The 23,135-nt window shown below is 26.7% G+C and carries 19 protein-coding genes; 10 read left to right on the top strand and 9 right to left on the bottom strand.

Annotated elements, in window-relative coordinates:
• Positions 1–154: 154 nt before the first annotated feature.
• Both BZ132_RS04785 and BZ132_RS04780 read left to right on the top strand, forming a co-directional pair.
• Entirely contained in the window at positions 155–910 is a 756-nt protein-coding gene (locus tag BZ132_RS04785; protein ID WP_112149613.1) for an ABC transporter permease, read from the top strand.
• Between the two features lie 11 nt (positions 911–921).
• Positions 922–1,677 carry an ABC transporter ATP-binding protein gene (locus BZ132_RS04780; protein WP_143740861.1) on the top strand — a complete coding sequence of 252 codons (756 nt, stop codon included), beginning with the start codon at positions 922–924 and terminating at the stop codon, positions 1,675–1,677.
• Between the two features lie 17 nt (positions 1,678–1,694).
• Here the strand turns inward: BZ132_RS04780 and BZ132_RS04775 are convergent, their stop codons facing one another.
• Both BZ132_RS04775 and BZ132_RS04770 read right to left on the bottom strand, forming a co-directional pair.
• On the bottom strand, positions 1,695–2,195 hold the full coding sequence (locus BZ132_RS04775) for a hypothetical protein (RefSeq protein ID WP_011406586.1): 501 nt from the start codon (positions 2,193–2,195) through the stop codon (positions 1,695–1,697).
• A gap of 326 nt (positions 2,196–2,521) precedes the next feature.
• Positions 2,522–3,256, bottom strand: a complete 735-nt coding sequence (locus tag BZ132_RS04770; protein WP_011406585.1) for an MIP/aquaporin family protein — start codon at positions 3,254–3,256, stop codon at positions 2,522–2,524.
• 525 nt (positions 3,257–3,781) lie between these two features.
• On the opposite strand from BZ132_RS04770, the gene BZ132_RS04765 reads away from it, so the two are divergent.
• The 4 genes from BZ132_RS04765 to BZ132_RS04750 are packed head-to-tail and all read left to right on the top strand — an operon-like array spanning position 3,782 to position 6,267.
• Positions 3,782–4,828 carry an NAD(P)-dependent glycerol-1-phosphate dehydrogenase gene (locus tag BZ132_RS04765; RefSeq protein ID WP_011406584.1) on the top strand — a complete coding sequence of 349 codons (1,047 nt, stop codon included), beginning with the start codon at positions 3,782–3,784 and terminating at the stop codon, positions 4,826–4,828.
• A 21-nt stretch (positions 4,829–4,849) separates the two neighbouring features.
• Positions 4,850–5,272, top strand: a complete 423-nt coding sequence (locus tag BZ132_RS04760) for a UPF0179 family protein (protein ID WP_011406583.1) — start codon at positions 4,850–4,852, stop codon at positions 5,270–5,272.
• Between the two features lie 12 nt (positions 5,273–5,284).
• Positions 5,285–5,980 carry a ribose-5-phosphate isomerase RpiA gene (rpiA, locus tag BZ132_RS04755; protein WP_011406582.1) on the top strand — a complete coding sequence of 232 codons (696 nt, stop codon included), beginning with the start codon at positions 5,285–5,287 and terminating at the stop codon, positions 5,978–5,980.
• Positions 5,981–5,994: 14 nt separating this feature from the next.
• Positions 5,995–6,267 (top strand): metal-sensing transcriptional repressor, encoded by a 273-nt coding sequence (locus BZ132_RS04750; protein WP_011406581.1) that lies wholly within the window; start codon positions 5,995–5,997, stop codon positions 6,265–6,267.
• An 810-nt stretch (positions 6,268–7,077) separates the two neighbouring features.
• Here BZ132_RS04750 and BZ132_RS04745 read toward each other — a convergent pair.
• Positions 7,078–8,019, bottom strand: coding sequence for an NAD(P)-dependent oxidoreductase (locus BZ132_RS04745; protein WP_011406580.1), 942 nt, complete (start codon positions 8,017–8,019; stop codon positions 7,078–7,080).
• A gap of 106 nt (positions 8,020–8,125) precedes the next feature.
• On the opposite strand from BZ132_RS04745, the gene BZ132_RS04740 reads away from it, so the two are divergent.
• Entirely contained in the window at positions 8,126–8,956 is an 831-nt protein-coding gene (locus BZ132_RS04740; RefSeq protein ID WP_011406579.1) for a deoxyribonuclease IV, read from the top strand.
• Between the two features lie 18 nt (positions 8,957–8,974).
• On the opposite strand, the gene BZ132_RS04735 is transcribed toward BZ132_RS04740, so the two are convergent.
• Complete coding sequence (locus tag BZ132_RS04735) at positions 8,975–10,111, bottom strand: glycosyltransferase family 4 protein (RefSeq protein ID WP_048059742.1); 1,137 nt, start codon at positions 10,109–10,111, stop codon at positions 8,975–8,977.
• A gap of 41 nt (positions 10,112–10,152) precedes the next feature.
• A complete protein-coding gene (locus BZ132_RS04730; protein ID WP_011406577.1) occupies positions 10,153–11,385 on the bottom strand; it encodes a GDP-mannose 4,6-dehydratase in 1,233 nt (410 codons plus the stop codon).
• A gap of 229 nt (positions 11,386–11,614) precedes the next feature.
• Between BZ132_RS04730 and BZ132_RS04725 the strand changes: the two genes are divergently transcribed.
• Both BZ132_RS04725 and cobM read left to right on the top strand, forming a co-directional pair.
• Positions 11,615–12,475 carry a glycosyltransferase family 2 protein gene (locus BZ132_RS04725; protein WP_011406576.1) on the top strand — a complete coding sequence of 287 codons (861 nt, stop codon included), beginning with the start codon at positions 11,615–11,617 and terminating at the stop codon, positions 12,473–12,475.
• Positions 12,476–12,577: 102 nt separating this feature from the next.
• Entirely contained in the window at positions 12,578–13,354 is a 777-nt protein-coding gene (cobM, locus tag BZ132_RS04720; protein ID WP_112149609.1) for a precorrin-4 C(11)-methyltransferase, read from the top strand.
• Between the two features lie 134 nt (positions 13,355–13,488).
• Here the strand turns inward: cobM and BZ132_RS04715 are convergent, their stop codons facing one another.
• Positions 13,489–13,758: a hypothetical protein gene (locus tag BZ132_RS04715; protein WP_286940598.1), complete on the bottom strand. Its 270-nt coding sequence runs from the start codon at positions 13,756–13,758 to the stop codon at positions 13,489–13,491.
• A 368-nt stretch (positions 13,759–14,126) separates the two neighbouring features.
• Positions 14,127–15,152 (bottom strand): adenylosuccinate synthetase, encoded by a 1,026-nt coding sequence (locus tag BZ132_RS04710; protein WP_112149608.1) that lies wholly within the window; start codon positions 15,150–15,152, stop codon positions 14,127–14,129.
• Between the two features lie 332 nt (positions 15,153–15,484).
• Here BZ132_RS04710 and BZ132_RS04705 point away from each other — a divergent pair, with 332 nt between their 5' ends.
• Entirely contained in the window at positions 15,485–15,961 is a 477-nt protein-coding gene (locus BZ132_RS04705; RefSeq protein ID WP_011406572.1) for a GNAT family N-acetyltransferase, read from the top strand.
• A 12-nt stretch (positions 15,962–15,973) separates the two neighbouring features.
• On the opposite strand, the gene BZ132_RS04700 is transcribed toward BZ132_RS04705, so the two are convergent.
• The gene (locus BZ132_RS04700) at positions 15,974–18,520 is read right to left on the bottom strand and encodes a U32 family peptidase (RefSeq protein WP_011406571.1); all 2,547 of its coding nucleotides are present in this window, start codon (positions 18,518–18,520) and stop codon (positions 15,974–15,976) included.
• A 321-nt stretch (positions 18,521–18,841) separates the two neighbouring features.
• Positions 18,842–22,777, bottom strand: coding sequence for an S-layer family protein (locus tag BZ132_RS04695; RefSeq protein ID WP_286940597.1), 3,936 nt, complete (start codon positions 22,775–22,777; stop codon positions 18,842–18,844).
• Between the last annotated feature and the right edge of the window lie 358 nt (positions 22,778–23,135).

Raw genomic sequence — 23,135 nt, 5'->3', positions numbered from 1 at the left:
TAAATATAATTATAATATTAGTTAATTAATAATACCATATCTTTAAAATAATTTAAAACATAAAATAAGTTTATTTTTTCTTTACTTATCATTTTTATTCAATTATTTAAGATAATGACATTAAAATTTTAACTTAATAACAAAAAGTGATTAAATGAAACATGAAGATAAAACATATAATTGGTTAGATAAAATAATACTACCTATAATTCTCATTATAATTTGGTATATTTTAGCTGATGTTTTAATGATTTTACCATCATATACATTTCCAGGACCTGTTGAAGTATTCAATTCATTTATTAATCTATTAACATCTGGAAGATTAGTAACTGACATATTAGATACTTTATACAAAGTAATTCTTGGACTTATAATAGCAGCAATTGTTGGTATTAGTTTAGGACTAATGGCAGGTTGGTCTAAATACTTTGAAAGATTAACAAGTGTAATAGTAAGTGTATTGAGACCAATACCTCCAATAGCATGGATTCCATTTTCAATATTATGGTTTGGTATAGGATCATTACCAGCAATATTCATTATATTTATGGGATGTGTATTTCCAATCTTTGTATACACAGTAGATGGAGTTCATAGAACTAAAAAAGTATTAATAGAATCAGCATTAACATTTGGTGTTACAAATGAACAAATGATAACAGAAGTAATACTACCTTCAACAATACCATACATAGTATCTGGACTAAAAGTTGCAATAGGTATAGCATTAATGTGTACAATTTCTGGTGAAATGATAGGATCAAGTTCAGGTATAGGATACATGATATTAACATCAACTAATCTATTTGATACTGGTTCAACAGTTGTAGGTATGTTACTTATTGGATTTATTGGAATAATTTTTGATTATATTTTTACAAAAATACAAGAAAAAATATTTTGGTAGGGTGAATGAAGTTGACATTTGAAATAAAAAATATATCAAAAAAATTTACTTCTGAAAATAAGGAAAACTATGCATTAAAAGACATTAATTTAACAATAGAAACTGGTAAATTTGTCTGTTTTGTTGGACCATCAGGTTGTGGAAAAACAACACTACTAAGATTAATAGAAGGATTTGAAAAACCTACTGAAGGAACAATTACAGATGATGATAAAGTAGTAGAGCAACCTTCAAAAGATAGAGGATTTATATTCCAGGATTATTCATTATTTCCATGGCTTACAGTTATGGATAATGTAACATTTGGATTAAAGATTGCTGGAAAACCAAAGGAAGAAAATACAAAACGAGCACTCGAATATCTTGATGCTGTAGGACTAAAAGATTATGCAAATAGATATCCTCATGAATTATCTGGGGGTATGAAACAACGTGTTGCAATAATTAGATCAATAATTAATGATTCTAAAACACTACTTATGGATGAACCATTTAGTGCATTGGATGTACTAACAAAAAGAAAATTACAAACCCAATTAGTTGATAATTGGATGTCTAAAAATAGAACAATCATATTTGTAACACATGATGTTGATGAAGCAATATATCTTGCAGATGAAATAGTTGTATTTTCAACAAGACCAGGATCTATTAAGAAAATTATTAAGAATGATTTACCAAGACCTAGAAATAGAACATCACGAGAATTTAATGACTTAATTACAGAAGTTACAAAATATATAGATGAATCAGATATAATTGTCTGATTCTTTAAACTTTTTTTTTAATTATCCACTTGACTTATTAGTTGAATAATTTGTGCAGCTTGAATACCAGATATATTCATGGTTTTAAGAGCTTTAATTGTTGAAGTATTAAGATTTAAATTTGAAACTACTAAGTTTTCAGTAACATATTTTCTAAATTGATTGTATTTTACATCATCATTGAATACATTTTTAAGGTCTCTACTAACAGGAAGTAGTTTTTCATCTAATACATTTGCTAAATCAGCAATTGCATTATCATTTGCTTTTACCATTTCTTTTTGTAAAACACGACCAATATCATTCTGTGTGAAAGATTTTTCCAATTCTTCAAGTAAATATTCATCTACTACTTCATTATCTTTTATATTACTTTTTAGTTTTTTGTTTCTCTTATTTGATTCAACAAAATCCTTATAAAAATTATTAATTAATGTTTCTTTATTATCAAATAGATTATCCACAGTATTTAATAAAACAGTACTTGCATATTTTTTAATATTTTTCTCTGTTAACATCCATATCCCTTAAATATTTTTTATAATTCTTTTAATAAAAATATATAATTTATCATATATGTATTTAGAGTTTAACTTACTCAATCTAAAGTGTTGGTGATTAATTATCAAAAGAATAAATTAAGTAAATGGTCAAAGTACTGTCGTTTTATTTATTCAGTTATACTATTTCAGTTTTACTGTTGTTTAAGGATTATATGTATTTGTATTCATAAGATATTAGTATTATAGTATAATGATAATAAGTTAAATTAATTTAAAAAAAGTTAGTTTAATAAAAAAAAATTGTAATAAAAGAAAATTGTATTATTACAATTTCTATAATATTAGTATCCTATTTCTTTATGGAAGTAGTCATATAAGTATACTGCTACAATTGCTCCTACAATAGGTGCAATGAAGTAAATAGGATAGTATATAAATGCGTTTGCTCCACTTACAAAGAAGTTGAAAAGCATTGGTGAGAATGCACGAGCTGGGTTAATTCCACAACCTGTGAAGTTACCTAATGCAATAACAATACCTGCTAATACTAAACCTATATCTAAAGCTGCATCAATAGATGGTGCATTTTTATCTACAGCTGTAGCCATAATTACATACATCAATAGTGCTGTACCAAGGAATTCTACAATGAACATTCCTATTATTGAAATATCTCCAAATGGTCCAACTCCTCCTAAAGCTCCAATGGTGGATGCTTTTGGACCGGAAATTGCAAGTAATGCAGCAGAAGCTATGATTGCTCCTATAAATTGTGCAATTACATAAGGTATTACATCTTTTCCTGGGAATTTTTTACCTGCCCATAATCCTATAGTTACTGCAGGGTTAAAATGTGCCCCTGATATAGGACCTAGTGCATGTATTGCAACTACTAATGCAAGACCAAATGCTAAACCAATTCCAATCCAATCAGGCAGTGTAATTCCAATATTATATATACTTGGGAATGTCTGTCCATCATTGATAAATAATGTTAATACAACTGATGCTGTACCAAAGAATACAAGAATAAATGTACCAACGATTTCAGCCATTATTTTTTTCATATCAGTCATTTTGATTTTCTCCATATTTTTTATGTTGAGTAAAGAAATAATAGATACATATAATTCTACAAAGAAGTACATGTTCTATTTCACCTTTGTCTACTTCCAAGTTTTATTGTTCTAAGTATTTAAATACCCTTTATAAAATTTAAATTTAATTGAAAAAATTTATTTAGATTTTATTGCACAACATTTTTTTCAAAAATACTTTACTTTTTCTTAAAAATACTTTAAAATAACTACTAAATATGGTATGTATTTTTATTAGCCTAAATTTATATATAAAAAACTATATTATACTAATTCAATAAAAATTACTAATAATATATAAAAAATATTACTTTTTCTTGTTTATTTTATAATTATCTAAAAATGAAATATCTTAATGGGCTATTTTTATTTTTCTAATTTTTATTTTCTAAAAAAATTTTATTAATAAAAAGAAATTCTAATAAATAAAGAAAAATATATATAATTAATAATATTTTTAATTATTTTAATTAAAATAAAATTATAGGTAGGCTGAAATAGAAAATGGATTTTAGAAATGTACAGTTACCACGTGAAATACATTCTGGTTCTGGAATCATAGAAGAAATTGGTGATGTATGTGATAATTTACTACCAAAAAAGGATGTAACTATATTAACAGGACCTACAACAAAAAAAATTGCTGGAAATCATGTTATTGAGATTTTAAAAGAATCAAATTATGAAATTTCAGAAATAACAGTTAATTTGGCTACTGAAGAATCTGTTGAAGAAGTTGTTAAAGATTCAAAAGATTCATCTGCAATACTTGGTGTAGGTGGAGGAAAAGTAATTGATGTGGCAAAAATGGCATCAACAATAAATCATATTCCATTAATAAGTGTTCCTACAACAGCAGCACATGATGGAATGGCATCTCCACGTGCATCAATAAAAAATGATAAAGGAACTGTATCATTAAAAGCTAATGCTCCATTTGCATTAATTGCAGATACAACTATTATTTCACAAGCCCCATATCGTTTTACAGCAGCTGGATTTAGTGATATTATATCTAATCTAACAGCAGTTGAAGATTGGAAACTAGCTTATAAATTAATAAATGAACCATTTAGTGATTCAGCAGCAGCATTGTCTGTTATGACTGCAAAATTATTGATTGATGAAGCAGATAATATTCATCCAAACAATGAAAATAGTGCAAGTGTTGTTGTTAAAGGTTTAATAAGTAGTGGTATGGCAATAAGTATAGCTGGAAATAGTAGACCTGCAAGTGGATCTGAACATAAATTTAGTCATGCACTAGATATGATAGCACCTAAACCTGCATTACATGGAGAACAATGTGGTGTTGGTACTATAATGATGATGTATTTACAAGGTGGAGATTGGCAAAATATAAAATCTGTTTTAGAAAAAGTTAATGCACCAACAACAGCTAAAGAATTGGGTATTGATGAAGAATATATAATAGAAGCATTAATTCAAGCCCATAATATTCGCAAGGAACGTTATACTATTTTAGGTGATCGTGGCTTAACAAGAGAAGCTGCTGAAAATATAGCATTAAAAACTCATGTTATAGAATAATTTTATTATGGAGGATAATTTATGATTACATTAATAGGTACAAGTTTAGCAAAAAAAGGGTTGGTATTTATATTCTATGGTGGTTCAAGTAAATGTGAGTCATGTAGATTTAATAGAACATGTTTAAATCTTGAAAAGGGACGTAAATATATAATAACTAATGTTAAGAAAGTTACACATAAATGTCCACTACATAAAAATGGTAGAGTACAAACTGTTGAAGTTGAACCTGCTACTATTAGAACTGCTGTCGAAACTAAAAAGGCTTATAAAGGTTCTACAATAATATTTAGAAATCCTACCTGTGTATGTGAATGTGAAAATCATGATATATGTTATCCTGAGGGATTGTATAATGATGATAAGTGTCAAATTGAAGAAATTGGTCCAGAACTTGTTTGTAAAAATGGAAGAAATTTAACAGAAGTAATTTTAAGTCATTAAAGGTGTATTTAAATGGTAAATATGGATATATTAAAAGATAATGTTGGAAAAAAAGCAGCTGATTTAATAAAGGATGGTCAAATAGTAGGTTTAGGCACTGGTTCTACTACACACTACTTTATAAGATATCTTGGTGAGAGAATTAAAAATGAAGAATTGAATATTCTTGGAATACCAACATCCTATCAGTCTTTAATAAAAGCTAGAGAAGCTGGAATTAACACAACAACTCTAGATGAATATGATATTGATATAGCTGTTGATGGTGCTGATGAAGTAAATCCTACACTTGATTTAATTAAAGGAGGAGGAGCAGCACACACACTAGAAAAATTAGTTGATAGTTCTGCAAAAAAATTTGTTGTTATTGTAGATGAAAGTAAAGTTGTTGAAGAATTAGGTAAATTCCCAGTTCCTCTTGAAATTATTCCAGAAGCATTACGTGTTGTTAAAGATACTCTTGTTGATTTAGGTGGAAAACCAGAGTTAAGAATGGGTATTCAAAAAGATGGACCTGTTATAACTGATAATGGTAATTTTATTTTAGATACTAAATTTGATAAAATCAGAAATCCTCATAAATTAGAAAAGGAATTAAATATTATCCCTGGTGTTTTAGAAAATGGTATTTTTGCAGGTCTTGCTGATAAGGTAATTATTGGAAAAATGTCTGCTATTGAAGAAATTGATAGGGAAGATATATTATAGTAGGTTGTATTTTTATGAAACAATGTATGGATTTAGATAATCTTCACAGACGTCTTAGAAAGATTGAAGGGCAGGTTGCTGCCATAGATCGTATGATTGAAAAGGATGTTCCATGTGAAGATGTTTTAATGCAGGTGAATGCTGCTAAATCTGCACTGAATAAAGTAGGTAGTATTATTCTAGAAGGACATATGAATCATTGTGTAAAGGATGCTATTGATAAAGGTGATAGTTCTGAAGCTATTGAAGATTTGTCTAAGATTATAGATTATTATTCTAGAATTTAATCTTATTTTATTTTTTATTCATTATTTTTGTTTTGTTTTTATTGTGATTGGAATATCTTTATATAGTATTTTTGTTATAATAATTATTATACCCTTAGGGGTATAGGTATAGTTGTTATGAATTTAAATAATTAATATAAAGTAGATTATTACTATGGATTACTTAATTTATTAAAAATGATGTTTTTTAATAAATTCTAAATAGGGAAAATAATATAGGATTATTAAAATAAAATAGATATATTTCATTTTAATTTTTATTGTTATGTTTTATTTTATTTTTTTTTATAAAACTGTTATACCTGAAGGGGTATGGGTATATTTCTTATAGTTCCAGATTAATCAAGTATCTTGAAATCACTTATAAAATCCTTGATTAATAACTGATTATAACCATTAGTTAATCTTAATCATAAAAAAAGGTGGATATAATGTTATATAAATTTATGGAAAGTGTAGGTAAAAGTATTATAAAAATAAGTATGAGTATATTGATGGCATTAGTTCTATTCTATTTACACATATACAGGCCCCTATATAGACAAAACAATAGTTCAGACCACCATTATTAAAGTCTTATGAATATATGTTTGAAAATGCATGAGAATTTAATTTTTTTAGTGTAAATAACAAATAAGAAAAATATTAGAATATACTATGAATTTAAGTATTTATTATAATATTCTTATAAATTTTTTTTAATATTGAATTTTTAAAATAGATATAATGCTATTTAATATAATACTTAATTGTATTTATTCTTTTTTTTAAAAAAAGTATAATATATGAAATAATTCATATAATTTGTATTTATTCAAGTCTATAATACCATTTCATCCATTCAGCTGTTTTTTTAATTCCTTCTTTTGGTTTGATTTTAGGATCATGTTTAAGATCTCTTATGGATTTTGAAAAATCAATGGTTTTTATCTTTGTAGTGAATGGTTCTGCTTCTTTATATGTTACTAGACTATCATCACGTCCAGTAGCTTCTAATACTAAGTCAGAATAATCTTTAATATCCATTTCCCATTCTTGATTTCCACCAATATTATATGCTTCTCCAGGAATAAAATTATCCACAATATTTGCAAAGGTACGTGCTGTATCTCCAACATAATCAATGATTCTTTTATGTCCTTCATATACAGTGTATGGTTTATCATGTAATGCAAGATATGTGAATTTTGGTATAAATCCTCTGTATGGTGTATATTTTTCTCCAGGACCATAACAATTTACTGGACGAACTCTTACAGTTTCTGTACCAAACATTTTTGCTGAGTTCATACACATTAATTCTCCATCCCATTTACTTATTGCATAGTCATTCATTTGATAGGTATCTTTAATGGGATTGTTTTCCATTACATCTTCAGACATTTTTCCAGTATAATCTCCATATACTTCTGCTGATGAAAAGAAAATCATACGAAACTTATTCTTTTCTTGTAATCTTATCATATTTTTAGTACCTATAACATTTGTTTGCCATAGATTTTCATAGTATGCTTCTCCATTCCATCGTCCATATTCTGCAGCTAGATGATATACATAATCAAATGGACCTTCATCTTCAAGTGTACGTTCAATTTGTCTATAATTTCTAACATCTGTACGTACATAATCTTCACGATCAGTATTTAATAAATCTGCTGCTATTACTTCATGTCCTCTACTTCTTAGTTCATTTACTAAATTTGTTCCAATAAAGCCTGAACCACCAGTAACTAATATTCTATTGGTTTCCATAAAATCCCTTCATTTATTATTGTATAAAAATATATAGTTGATACTATTAATATTTTAATAGAATACATTATAGAGAATAATATTATAATATGGAGAATAAGAAATTATGTTTACAATAGGAGCTCATTTATCAATTAGTAAAGGATTTGAAAATTTAGGTCTTGAAGCATTAAGTATAGATGCTAACACTGCACAATTTTTCCCAAGAAGTCCACGTGGTGGAAAAGCAAAACCTTTAAATCAAGCAGATGTGGATGGTCTTCAAGAGTTAATGGATAATACTACTATGGATGTGATTTTGGCTCATGCACCTTATATAATAAATTTAGCTTCTAAATCTGAGAAGACAAGAAATAATGCATATGAAATATTTGAGGATGATTTAAAACGACTTGATAATCTACCTAATAATATGTATAATTTTCATCCAGGAAGTCATGTTCAACAAGGAGTTGAAAAGGGAATTGAATTAATTAGTGATTCATTAAATAAGTTAATAAGGGAAGATATGAAAACAACTATCCTTCTTGAGACTATGGCAGGTAAAGGAACTGAAATTGGGAGAACTTTTGAAGAATTAGAATCAATTATTGAAAAAATAGATATGGATGAGAAAGTTGGTGTTTGTATAGATACTTGCCATATATATGATGGTGGATATGATATAGTAAACGACCTTGATGGTGTTATTGATGAATTTGATTCAATAATTGGACTTGATAGACTTAAAGCTATTCATTTAAACGATAGTAAATATGGTTTAAATAGTCATAAGGATAGGCATGAAAAAATAGGCATGGGTAAGATAGGAATAGATGCAATAACAGAAATTATTAATCATAAAAAATTACGTGATTTACCATTCTATTTAGAAACACCAAATGATGTTGAAGGTTATAAAGAAGAAATAGATTTATTAAGGGGATTATATAAATAAAAACACAAAAAGAAGAGATTACTTTTTTTTCTCTTCAATGTTGTTAAAAATATCATTTAATCTACTACCAATTGCTTCTTTTGTATAATTTTTAGATTGTATGTAACCTTCTTTTTGTAATTGAGAATATAATTTATCATCAGTTAATAATTTAAGTAATGACTTAGCCAACTGTTTATAATTTTTAGGCTCATAAAATAGACCACCTTTCCTGCCACTTGCTTCAACAACAGGTGGAATCTCAGCGGCAACAAATGGTGTTTTAAGAGATAAAGCTTCAATAATAACAATACCAAATCCCTCAACAACACTAGGAAGACAGAATATTTTAGAGGAATTAACAACCTTCATAACATCCTCATGTTTTTCAACAAAACCCAAAAATTCAATATTATCATCTAAATCTAATTCCTTGCTTAATTGTTTTAATTGACTCTCAAGTGGTCCTGTACCAATAATCTTACATTGTATTTTAGGAATACTGTCTTTTATTATGGAAATTGCTCTAATTAAGTCTTCAACACGTTTATATTCAACAAGTCTAGCAACACATGCTATTGTTGGATTAGTATATGGTTTTGATGTTACAGAGGGGAAATCTACAATATTATGAACTGTTTTAATTCTTTCCCCTGGAAAATAAGGTAATAGATTATTTTTTGTATAATCACTAACTGGTAATATTAAATCAATATCTTGTTTTAGGAAATATCTCTCAAGAGCTTCTCCAAAAATACCACTTACACCCATAGTATCAATCCATCTTCCAATCCAAACATCATGATACCTTGCAACTATAGGTATATCTAGTTTTTGTGATATTTTCCATGCAACAGGATATGTTATAAAGTTATATCCAATAATTAAATCCATGTCTTTAAGATTACATCCAACAGCATATGCATCCTTCATAAAAAGTAATCTTTTAGTAAATGAACCCTTTTGTGTATAGTTTCTTTTATTTCCACAACAAATTACATGAATATTATCTATATAAAAATCATCAGTATTGTTTTCATCATTTGATGTTAGTACTGTTATGTTATTATATTTTGATAATTGTTGTGCTTCATTAAATGCACAGACTTCAACTCCTCCTTTTATTTCAAGATTTTCACTATGTGGAAAATATTCAGTAACTATACATATGTTCATATATATCTCTCCCAAAAAAAGTGTGTATGAAAGAAAATATTTTATCTATTTTCTTCTTTTATAAAGTAGTTTAATTGATCTTTTATAATATCAGATACTGAATGTTCAGTTTTAGCACCTAACTTTTGTATTTTAGCTGTATTTGAGAATAATATAGGTACTTCTGCTGGTCTAAATCTTGCAGGATTGAATTCAATTTTAATATTATCTGTATCAGTTTTTACATTTATTCCCTTATCTTCTATTGTATATTCAATTTCATCATCTAGTATCATTGAATCTACTTTTGTTTTATCAAATGAAACTCCATAATACTTGTCAGAGTTAAGTTCTGTTGGATTAGTTATGACTTTATCTCCATTTAATGTACTTATGGATTCTATTTTTTGACCGATTTGTTCAATACTTAGTAGAATATAACTTAGTATTGAATTTGTTCTCATGGAACCTTGATTGTATACATCCCCACTATTACCTTTTTTTGCAAGAAGAAGGTATCCATTTATAATATCTTCAATATGTGTCCAGTCTCTAAATGCATTAACATTTCCTATTGTTATTTTATCAGTTAGGCCTAATTTTAGTTGTATTACTTGATTTGTAACTACACTTGTTACAAACATTTTTCCACGACCAGCACCTTCATGATTAAATGCTCTTGATACAACAGTATCTAATCCATATGAATGATAATAATTTCTTGTTAAGAAATCACCATAAACTTTTGAAACAGCATAAGGACTCATTGGACGTAGAGGATTTGTTTCAGATATTGGTAATTCATGTGTAATTCCTTCTTTAATATCTGGAAATATGGAACCATATTGTTTAAGTGCAGCATTATATTGATCTTTTGATGAGATTACAAGACCATATTCTTCACTTGAACCAGCAAATACCATACGTGCATCACAATCTTTTATTCGCATTGCTTCAAGTAAATTATTAGTTCCTTGTGAATTATTTTGTTCAGTGTCTGTAGGATTATCAAATGATTGTGGTACAAAGGATTGTGCTGCTAAATGAAAGATATAATCTGGTTCTGATTTATCAATAGCATTGGCAACAGAACTAATATCTGTTAAATCACCAGTTATCTGGGTAAAATCATTTTCAATTCCATGGTTTTTAATATTAGTAGGAATGGATCCATCAGTTCTTCTTCTAACTAATCCATAAACATTACTTCCTTCTTTTATAAGTCTTTCTGCTAAATATGCACCAACAAATCCACTTATTCCCGTAATTAATACATTTTTATCTTGCCATTTCATAGTTACATCTCTTATTTAAAAAGTTTTAATATTCTTTTAATATTAATATATTTTTTATAGTTTATATGATTTCATAAATAATAAATAAAAAATCACACAATAATTAGTACTATTATTATTTTTCATTAATATCCTTAAAATATAATATTCTAAAAATATAGATATACTATTAATATCAACAAATTCAAAATATTTAATTTGTTATTTTTTTATTGGAGTTGTACACTTAATGAGTAAAGTAGCAGTCTTATTACCCGCATATAATGAAGAAGTATCTATAGCAAGTATGGTTTTATTATCATTACAATATGCAGATGAAGTTATTGTTATTGATGATGGAAGTTCAGATAGAACCTCAGAAGTATCTAGATTAGCTGGAGCTACAGTATTATCTCATACTACAAATAAAGGTAAAGGTGCTGCTTTAAAAACTGGTTTTAAATATGCACAAGACTATGATATAATAGTTACAATAGATGCAGATGGTCAACATAATCCATCAGAAATACCTGATGTAATAAAACCTATCATGGAGGATAGGGCTGATATAGTAAATGGTAGTAGGTATATTGCAGGAAAAGACACAACCACACCCACATATAGGCGTGTTGGTCAAACAGTTCTTGATAATGCAACATATCTTGCATCTGGTGTGAAGCTAACAGATACACAAAGTGGATTTAGAGCATTTTCATCAAAATCTATAGAATACTTTAATTTTGATCCTAATGGGTTTGGAATTGAAAGTGACATGTTAATAGAAGCATCAGTTAATAAATTACGTATAGTTGAAGTTGAGATAACAGTAAGATATGATGTAAATACTACAACAGACAATCCAATAGTTCAGGGCTTTAGTGTGTTAATGAGAATACTTGAACTTATGCGTTTTAACAGACCATTATATTTCTATGGAATTAGTGGATCTATTGTTTTATTTTTAGGAATACTAATTATTTTAACAGTAAAAGCATCTTTGTTTACTAATAATATTTATATTTCAGCAATTGGCTATTTCATAGTGGTAATGGGTTTATTTTTATTATTCTTTGGACTATTTTCAGATACAGTAAATAGATTTAAAAAATAATTTAGGATAAATAAATTACAATTAAACTAAATTATATTATAAATGAATTTAAAAATAAATACTATATCTTAAAAAAAATTATTTCAGAGGACGTTGTAAAATATGAATTTTGAAGATTATAAAGGAAAAGTAATATTTATAGGAGCAGGTCCGGGAGATCCTGATCTTATAACAGTTAAAGGAGCAGAAGCAATTAAAAATTCTGATGTAATAATATATGCAGGTTCATTAGTTAATCCAGCAGTACTTAACATAGCAAAAGAGGATGCAAAAATATATGATAGTGCAGAAATGGATTTAGATGAAATTATTGATGTTATTAAAAAAGCACATTCAGAAAATAAAATAACAGCAAGAGTTCATACAGGAGACCCTTCAATATATGGGGCAATAGCAGAACAAATAAATCAATTAAAAGCATTAGATATTGGTTATACTATAATTCCTGGTGTAAGTAGTTTATTTGGAACAGCAGCTGCACTTGAATCACAACTAACACTACCTGAAGTATCTCAAACAATAATCATAACAAGACCTGAAGGAAGAACACCAAAACCTTCAGAAGAAGCATTATGTAAACTTGCAAAACACAATGCAACAATGTGTATATTCCTTGGAATACATATGATAGAAGAAGTTGTTGAAGAATTATTAAAAGAATATGATGTACATACTCCAGTAGCAGTAGTTAAAAAAGCAACATGGCCAGATCAAGAGATTGTAAGGGGAGATTTATCAAATATTGCTAAGAAGGTGCATGATGCTGGATTTACAAAAACAGCTATGATTGTTGTTGGTGATGTTTTAGATCAACAAAGTGGAGAACAATCTAAATTATATGATCCTAAATTTGCACATATGTATAGAGATGCAAAATAAAAATAATTCTCTATAACCCTTTTTTTTTAATTAAAAGTTATATTATAGTCAAATCTTTAAAAAAAATAGTTTTTATAAAAAAAAGTAATATAATGAATACATTACATAGTTATATATAATATATTCTCTTGAATTTATTGTATGTCTAATTTTGTAAATAACAATGGTATTTGTGTATTATTATTTATTGCTTCAGTACATGTATATGCATCGTATGCAAAGAATAATGCTATAATAATTGTTATTATGTAACTTATTGAAGATTCTAGAATGGTTGATACAATAATGGAAAGAACACAAGATATTACAAATGAAACAAGAAATCTTTTATATAATCCAAGATAAGCTACACCTAAACCTGGTATAAATAATGAAAGAATTGCTGCTAAATATATATTCTTCATAAATTTTTTCCTCCTATTTTCAATTATTTAATTATTCTTTTGTTTATCTTAAGTACTATTAATATTTTACTATACGCCGTCTGTCAAAAATTGAATAATTCCTGTTTTTGTTTAGGAAAAAGTACATGTTTTTTGAGGGGTTATTGTTAAATTAGTTGTTATAAGGTTGTTTTAATAGTTTTTTTTCGTTTATTGTGTGGTTTATGTTATAAAAAACTATTTTTAACAAAAAAAAATAAAAAAAAATGATGGGAGTATAATTATAAATTATAATAAAAATAAATCAAAAGAATTAGTTAATTAAGAAATATTCATCTAAATAATTAAATATTAATAAAATATTTTTTTTTAAAAAAAAGTAAAGGAGATTAATTTAATTTTTCATTTCTTAAATCAATTGTATCTGCAAGATCAGGACCTGTGGATATGATAGTAATTGGAACACCAACACTTTCTTCAATATCTTCAATATAATCTCTAGCTTCCTGTGATAAATCTTCATATTTATTTACTTTAGCACATTCTGGATATAATCTATCAATACATGTTAGAGCTATTTGTGTAGCACCATTTATCATACATGATCTTTTTGCAAAGTCTTTATCAAATAATCCTACTCTTCTTTTACGACCTGTTACTACACCATATTCTTCTATTCCCATTTTTTCAGCTTCTTCTGGTGAAATTTCTGTTGGGAATGGTCCTTCACCTACTCTTGTAATGTATGACTTAAATATTACTATTACTTCATCTACTTTTGTTGGTCCTACACCTACATCTGCTGCCGCAGTACTTGCACATGTATCTTTACTTGTTACATAGGGGTATGTTCCATAGTATAATGATAATCCAAATCCTTGTGATCCTTCAATAAATACATCTTTACCTTCATCAATTGCCTTGTTTATTTCTGAAGGTACATCTGTAATGTATTTTTCTAGTTCTGGTACATCTTTTGCATAGTCTATTGTCCTGTTTATTCTATCTGCATTTGCAGGTCCACATCCACTTCCAGTTGTTCCTATTTTTTTAGATAAATATGCTGAATCTTTATCCTGTTTTGTGTGTTTGTCTGTGATTATTGCACAGTTTGCGTCCATGAATGTTCTACCTTCAACTGCATATTTGCTAAGGTATTCTAATTCGTGTTCAAATACTTCTGGATTTACTAAAACTCCAGCACCAATTAATAATCTTGCTTCTTTATTGAAAAAACCTGATGGTGTTAATCTTAAACCGTATTTTTCACCATTAAATTCTACTGAGTGTCCAGCATTTGGACCTACTCCTGCTCTAGCAATAATTTCAGGTTTATCTTGGGTACAAAAGTATGTTATACATTTTCCTTTACCTTCGTCACCCCATTGTCCACCAACTAATATGGTACATGTCATGAATTGTATCTCCTTTTAAATAATAATTTCCAATACTTCCTGTTTTTATAGTGGAAGTATTACTTTGATTTTATAAAATTTTTTTTATAAAGTCTTTTACTCTAATATTTATCTATTGGATTAAATAAAAACTTTTCTATATTTACAATTTTGATTTATTTTTTTATTTTAGTTTTCAAATATTTTAATTATATTTAATAATATGGTCTATTATTTAAACATTGATTTAAATTAATGTTAATTTTATATATTATTTTTAATATAATTATTATTTAAGTATTATATTTGGAGGTTTTTGATAATATTCATTCTCAAAAATAAAAACAAGAATTATGAAAAACATTCTAGAAAAATATCATTATAAAAAAATAACACAAGAGCGAGAATTTAATCTATTACAAACAAGACACAATTCATTATCTAAAATGTTAACTAAATCTATTGCATCTGAAATAGAAGAAGTTGGAAGTGAGACATATATAATAGTATATAATTATGATATTATTGGATTTTTCACAATAAAAGTATCTGCTTTTGAAGATATGGATAATTTTAAAATAAAATCATTAAAATTAGTGTGTATATATATTTATAAAGATTATAGATCACACGGAATCGCTTCTTCTGTTTTAAAAGATATTATAGTGTCTATAAGACGAGATAGACCACAATATAAATATCTAATAGTAAATTCATTCATAGACACAATACCTTTCTTTATAAATAAGGGATTTGATTTCTATAAAAAATCCACTATCCTTAATTTTAATAAAAGAAATGTTATTTTATTATATAAAAAAATAGTATAGAAAAAGAGAGTTTTACTTTCTATTATTTCTAATTTTCCTTTTACTTTTTTTATCTTCTAATATTCTTGAATTTAGGAAGTTTCCTTTATTTAATTTTGAATAGGAAATATTGTCTATACTTTCAGAATACTTTCTTTTAGGATTATTCTCTCTTAGTCTTTGAATATACAATGAAATTACTTTGGAGGTGTATTTTTCCTTTGTAAATCTACAATCAAGAGTAATATTTTCAATACCCATTTGCTTAATCTTATCAATTTCATCAATTAAACATAACATGTCATTGTTAAAGAAGTGACTTTGTTTATTATAATCAAAGTATATCTTAAATTTAGCCTTATTTGCCTTATCATCTAATACAACATACTCATCAGTTTTAATATCCAAATCAAAGTTTCCATTAAGATTTGTGAAATCATCTTTAGATACCATGATTTCCTGATTTCCTTGAACTATCAATTCAAGTTTAGTATTGTATTGTTTTGATTTTCTAAGAAGTTGACTAATTTCTTCTTCTGATAATTCACTTGAAATTGTTGCACCTTTAAAGTTATTTTTATTAAGCATTGCAACACTGTAATTGTTCCATATGTTAAGGTTATGTGCTCCATAAACATTAGTATCTGGGAATATACGTGTAAGTGATGGTGAATCACCCATTATTGAAAGTTTTATTCCATCATTTTTAAGATTTGAATATATTTTCACTATTTTTTCTAAATCTTCATCTGATGTAAATGCAGATAATACCCATACAAGTTCCTTATCTACAGTAATTGAAGAAGCTTCTCTTAATATATCTTCAATATTATCAAAATATTCTTTTTTATTATCATAGATAAATGATGCATCAAAGTATATTCTATTTAATGGATTTCTATTTGCGATAGTTAGTAAATCTATGTTATCAACATATACATTAAGTCCAACATAATTAGCAGGTTTTATACCATGTTCATTATTTTTACAGTCTTTGGTGTATTTCTTGATATTTTTACGTATTTCCTCTGATTTATTTTTATTTGGAATATAATATTCTAATAATTTTTCAGAAGCCTTATCCAATACTTTTCTTCGTATCTTATTTAACTTACCAATAGGCATAAACACATTTTCAGGTAAATTAGTTACACGAACATTATTGGCAATAAATGGAGTTTCACCAGATTTAGACATTTGTTCAATGATAAGATCATTAGTTAATGGTTTATTAATAGCCTCAACAAGTTCACTATTGGATTTATAACCAAAACTAATAACATCACTATTGACTTTGAAACTAACATTTACAGTTAAATTCATATTCTTATTAACTGAAATATCAAATGATATTGGAATATGTGGCTTTATCTGCTCTTTCTTATATTTTTTCTGTTTATCATGAAGTGCCTTAGAATAACTTATATATACCTCAGATCCAACACGAATATCACGTGTAGTTTTTATAAGAATATGATTCTCATCTTGTTTAACAATAGTATCAAGATAAATACCACGTATATGATTGTTATGCTTAAATCCTATACCATCACCATTTTGAAGTGTTGGATGGTTTTTATTTTCAAATTCAATATCTACTTCTTCACCTTCAATAGATTTGATTTTACCTAAGTATAATCCTTGATGGAATGAACTTTCTCTTCCCATAACTTCTCCTGGAGTATCATGTAAAATATATCCATTAGTATAATATCTATTAAATGTTAAATCTAAATCCTTCTCTAATTTAGCTGCAATTTCTGTAGTATCATTATTCATATTATCAATCATGGTTCTATATGCATTTACAACAGTAGCAACATAATCCTCAGACTTTAATCTTCCTTCAATCTTCAATGACATAATTCCTGCATCAGAAATTGATTTAACATCTTTATATGTGGCAAGATCATGGGTAGATATTAAACATCCATGGCTTATACTATGATTATTGTATCTAAGTTTATAATTAGATCTACATGGCTGAGCACATGCACCTCTATTAGCACTTCTTCCAGAGATAAATGAAGACATATAACAGTCACCAGAAATACAATAACAAAGAGATCCATGACCAAAAACTTCTAAATCAAGATCTATTTTATCTTTTTCTAATTTATCTGAAATAGTTTTTATTTCATCAATTTCCATCTCACGTGGTAAAATAACTCTACTGACTCCCTCATCCTTAGCCCATAGAAGACTAGTATAATCACGTAGAGTCATTTGAGTAGATGAATGTATTTCCATGTCTGGAATGAATTTATGAATTAAATATACAAGACCAATATCTTGAACAATAACTGCATCTACACCTATACGATATAAGAATTGAACATATTTAAGAACATCCAAAATCTCTTTTGTATTAAACAATGTATTTACAGTAACATGTATTGATGATCCATTTAAATGAGCATATTCTACTGCTTTTTCCAGTTCTTCTGATGTAAAATTATGAGCAAAAGCTCTAGCACCATATCTATGTCCTGCAATATACACTGCATCAGCTCCTGCATTAATAGCAACAACGAGAATATCATAAGAACCTGCAGGTGCTAATAATTCTGTTAAAACCATTTTAATATTAACCTCTAAAGTATTTGTTTGTTATAAAAAGAAAATTTAAAATTAGTTATTCTAAAACTTCAATATAATATATACATCTATTTTTAATGATATACAAATATTATCTTTTATTAAAAAAAGTTACATAAAACACTGATGAATTTATTTATAAAAAAATATTGATTAAAAATATTGGCTTGAATTAAATATCATGATTTAAATCTATCTTATTCAAGTTTTTACATAAAAAAATAGCTCTAAATTAGATTTAACAATTGAAAAAGAGTATTAAACCTGTATTAATAGTTTATTATAAAAAAAGGTAGTGAAGAGTTAGGTCTTCACTATATATTCTTTTTTTGGATTTATATCGTATTGTTTTACTGTTTTTATTGTATTATCTGAATTTTGTGTTGTATTTGTATTATTACTTGCTTTAATAATAGTTAGGATAGAATTTGCTTCTGCTCTGTTATATAGATTATTAGCAAATACTGCTGTTAATTTGTATTCTTTTGCTTTGAAATTACTTGGTATGTTGTATTTTACAACTGCAGTACCATTTATTACATTTGTATATATGATTTGTCCATCTGTGTCTTTTAGTGTTTTACCATTGAGTTTAAGTATTACACATCCTGTATTTACTAATGTATCTGCATCAGCATCAACTACTTTCACTTTTATTTCAACATCACTTCCTGCTTCTGGTTGTGGTATGTCCTCAAATGAAACTACTGCATCACGTTTTGTAATAATTAATGTTGAATTATTTGTTCTAGCTGATTCATAATATGATTTTCCACCATATACTGCAGTTATATTGTATGTTTTTGGTTTCATTGAGAGTGTTGTTGTAATTTTAGCAGTACCATTTGTTACATATGCAAAGATTATGTTTCCATCTGTGTCTTTCAATGTTTTTCCATTGATTTTTACAATTACTTTTCCACCATTTACATCATTTCCAAATTCATCAATAACTCCAACCACTATTGTTGTTGTATCATTGTATTTTGTTGTGATGTTATTTAGGATAATGGATGTTTTAAGACTTTCTACACTTACAATGTTACTTGTATTTGTAGCTATATATACATCACTTCCTATATATATGAGATTTATATTGTATAATCCCATGTTTTTAGTTGTATAGTTGTATGTTATATTTCCATTAGCATCTGTTTGTAGTGTTGTTATAGTTTTACCATTGATTTTTAGAATTATATCTTTGTTAATTAGTATATTATCATTAGAATCTTTTAATGTTGCATTTATTGTAATGTTTTGTAGTGCTTTAACAGTATTAGGGATATTTGTTGTTATTTTTGTATTTAGTTTTGTTACAGTTATTGGTATTGATTCTTCAGCACTAGTGTATCTTGATGTGCCAAGATAACTTACTGTTATGTTATATGTTCCTGCTTGTTTTAGTGTGTAGTTATAGTTAACTATACCATTAACAACATTGGTATTGACAGTATCATTACCAATTTTTATTATAACAGAACCATCAAGTAAATCATCGTTTTCATCTTTTATAGTAGCTTTTATTGTAATAGTTTCGCCCACATATTTTGTTTCAATAGGATCTACTGTTATATGTACATCTAATTGACGTGCATTTATGGTTTTAGTTATACTATTTTGTGTAAATGCTGAAGTTTCATCTACATATCTAAATGTTACTTCTTCTTTTTTATTTACTGCAGTGTATTTATATGTAGCACTACCATTAACTACTGCTATTGTATCAATTAATACATTATTTTGATATACTTCAATTACTCCAGTATTTATGGTTGTGTTATATTTGTCCTCAGCTTTTATATTGATTACTATATCTAATTTATCATCTATAATCATGATTTCTGGTATCTCTGAGGTAGTTATTGTGGTTGTTATGTTGGTATTTGAGTAGGTGTTATTGGTTATATTACTATTTTTAAATTCTACAGCATTTGTGGAATTGGTGATTGTTGAATTAGATAATGTTAATGTATCTTCAGTGTATATTGCTCCACCATAATGTGCTTTGTTGTTTGTAAATGTGGAATTATTTATTGTAACATTTTCAGATGCATATATTGCTCCACCATGAGAGTTAGTTGTATTTAATACTGTGTTGTTTTCAAATAATGTATTTTCTATGTTTAAAATATTAGTATTTGTTATTCCTCCATAGATAGCTCCACCTCTACCATATGCTGAGTTATTTGTAAATGTGGAATTAAGTATTGTACAATTTACTCCATAATCATAGTTAATTGCTCCACCAGTAGAATCTGTTTTATCACTTCTTAGTGTTGTAGCATTATTATTTGTATAGGTTGTATTTATTAGTGTAACATTTGCAGTAATAAAGTATGTTGCACCACAAAGACCAGAATTATTTCTAATATTACAATTTATAATTGTGGTATTTTTTAAGTTATCATTTATTAGGCCATAATTACTTATTGAAAATGCTGCTCCATATCTTGATGATGAATTTGTAAATGTGGAATTTGAAATTAATACATTATTTAATGTATTTTCAATACATATTGCTCCACCATCTCCACCAATATTTTCTGTTGAATATACTGAATTATTTGTGAATGTAGAGTTATTTAATATGAATTCTGTATTTTTTGTGTATATTGCTCCACCTTGGCCAGTGTTGTGTTTTTGTGTTGTTACTCTGTTTTCTATAAATGTTGAATCATGTATTTCTACTTTGTTATTTTCTGTACAATTGTTTGCTATTGCTCCTCCTTTATTTACTGCAGTGTTATTTGTGAATGTTGTGTTTTCTATTGTCATATTTGCTATGTTTATTATTGCTCCTCCATTTACTGCAGTGTTATTTATGAATTTAGAGTTTAGTATTGTTGCATTAACTAATGTATCTATTGCTCCTCCAAAGGATTTAGTTTTATTTAGGAGATAATTTCCTTCAAATAATGTGTTATTTACAATTAATCTATTACCTTCAAAAATTCCTCCACTTATTGCACCTCCACGTCCTACTGCAGAGTTGTTTGTAAATACTGAGTTGTTTATGTTACATATTGCATTGTAATCAAAACATATTGCTCCACCCATTGAGTTTTGTTTATCACTTCTAAGGTATGTTGCACTGTTATTGTTAAATGTTGTTCCTTCTATATTTACTGTTGTGTTTAGGAAGTATGTTGCTCCATGTAATCCTTCATTATCTGTGAAGTTACAGTTAGTTATTGTTACTTCTGCTAATTTATCACAACTTGAATGATAATTATTTACAAGTATTGCTGCACCGTATCTTGAAACACTTTTTGTGAAGTTAGAGTTAGTTATTGTTATTGGATTTGCTGTATCTTCAATACATATTGCTCCTCCATTTCCACCATTTGTTTCTGTTACTGCTGCTGTATTATTTATAAATTTTGTATTAGTAACAGTTAAGCTACTGAGTTTTGTGTATATTGCTCCACCTTCTCCTTCACCATTTTTAGGTGTTGTAGCAGTGTTATTCATAAATAATGAATTTTCTATAGTTATATATGTATTATCTGTACCATTATTACAGATTACTCCACCATAATTTACTACAGAGTTATTGTCAAATGTTGAATAGCTAATATATAGATTTCCTTTATTGTATATTACTCCACCATTTTTAGCTTTGTTGTTTATTGCAGTTGTGTTCTCTAGTATTAAATCTGTATTAATATCTGTTGTTATTGCACTATCTGTACTATTTACTAGTATTATGTTTTTAAGTGTTACTTTTGCATTATTTGTTATAGTAAATATACCTTTATTATTTTTAGCATTTATTGTATATCCATTTCCATTTAATATGAATGTTTTATTTATTATTATCGTGTTATCTGTGTCAGTTTTAGTATAGTTATGTGTTAATGTTAGTGTGTTTTCTGTTTCATCAATTTGTTTTTGAAGATTTTTAAATGAATTGTCTTGAATATCTTCTTTTTTTATACTTTTAATTTCTTTATTGTTATGAGTATTTTCTAAAGTGTTATTTTTAACTTTAACAACTTTATTATTTACTTCAGTTAGGTTATTTTTAATTTTAGATTGAGGTTTCTCTTTTATACTACTTAAACTATTATCATTAGTTTGTAATGCACTATCTTTTGTTAGAGTAGTACTCATGTCTTGTGGTTCTACTTTACTAGATAGTGTGGTGTTGGTATCTTTAGCTGTTACTGATCCAACACTTAAAACTATGAGTAATATAAACAAGAATCCAATTAAAAGATTTTTGTTATTTATTTTCATATAATCACTTTTTATTCATTAACTAAATTTTTTTTTATTAAAAAAATTAATACTTAATAAATATGTTATTCATAATAATTAGCTGATGTTTATCTAATTTCAGTTAATTATATTATATTATATTTTAATTGTTATTTAAAAATTATTATTTTTATCTATTTTTTTACTTATTATATATTTAATAAATTATATTTTCAAATAAATCCTATAATATATGGCGTGTTTAAGATAATACTAGTTTTTAGAGGGATTATATATTTTTCATGTTTTTTATTTTATTTTAAATTTTTAAAAAAAGTCTCTTTTTTTTTATTTTGAATTTTAATAAAAATTTATTTCAATTATAAAAAAGTAATAT

It is taken from the genome of Methanosphaera sp. DEW79, assembly GCF_003266085.1.
GTDB lineage: Archaea > Methanobacteriota > Methanobacteria > Methanobacteriales > Methanobacteriaceae > Methanosphaera > Methanosphaera stadtmanae.
Note: the sequence above shows the minus strand (reverse complement) of the source record. Positions and strands in the feature narration are given on the sequence as shown.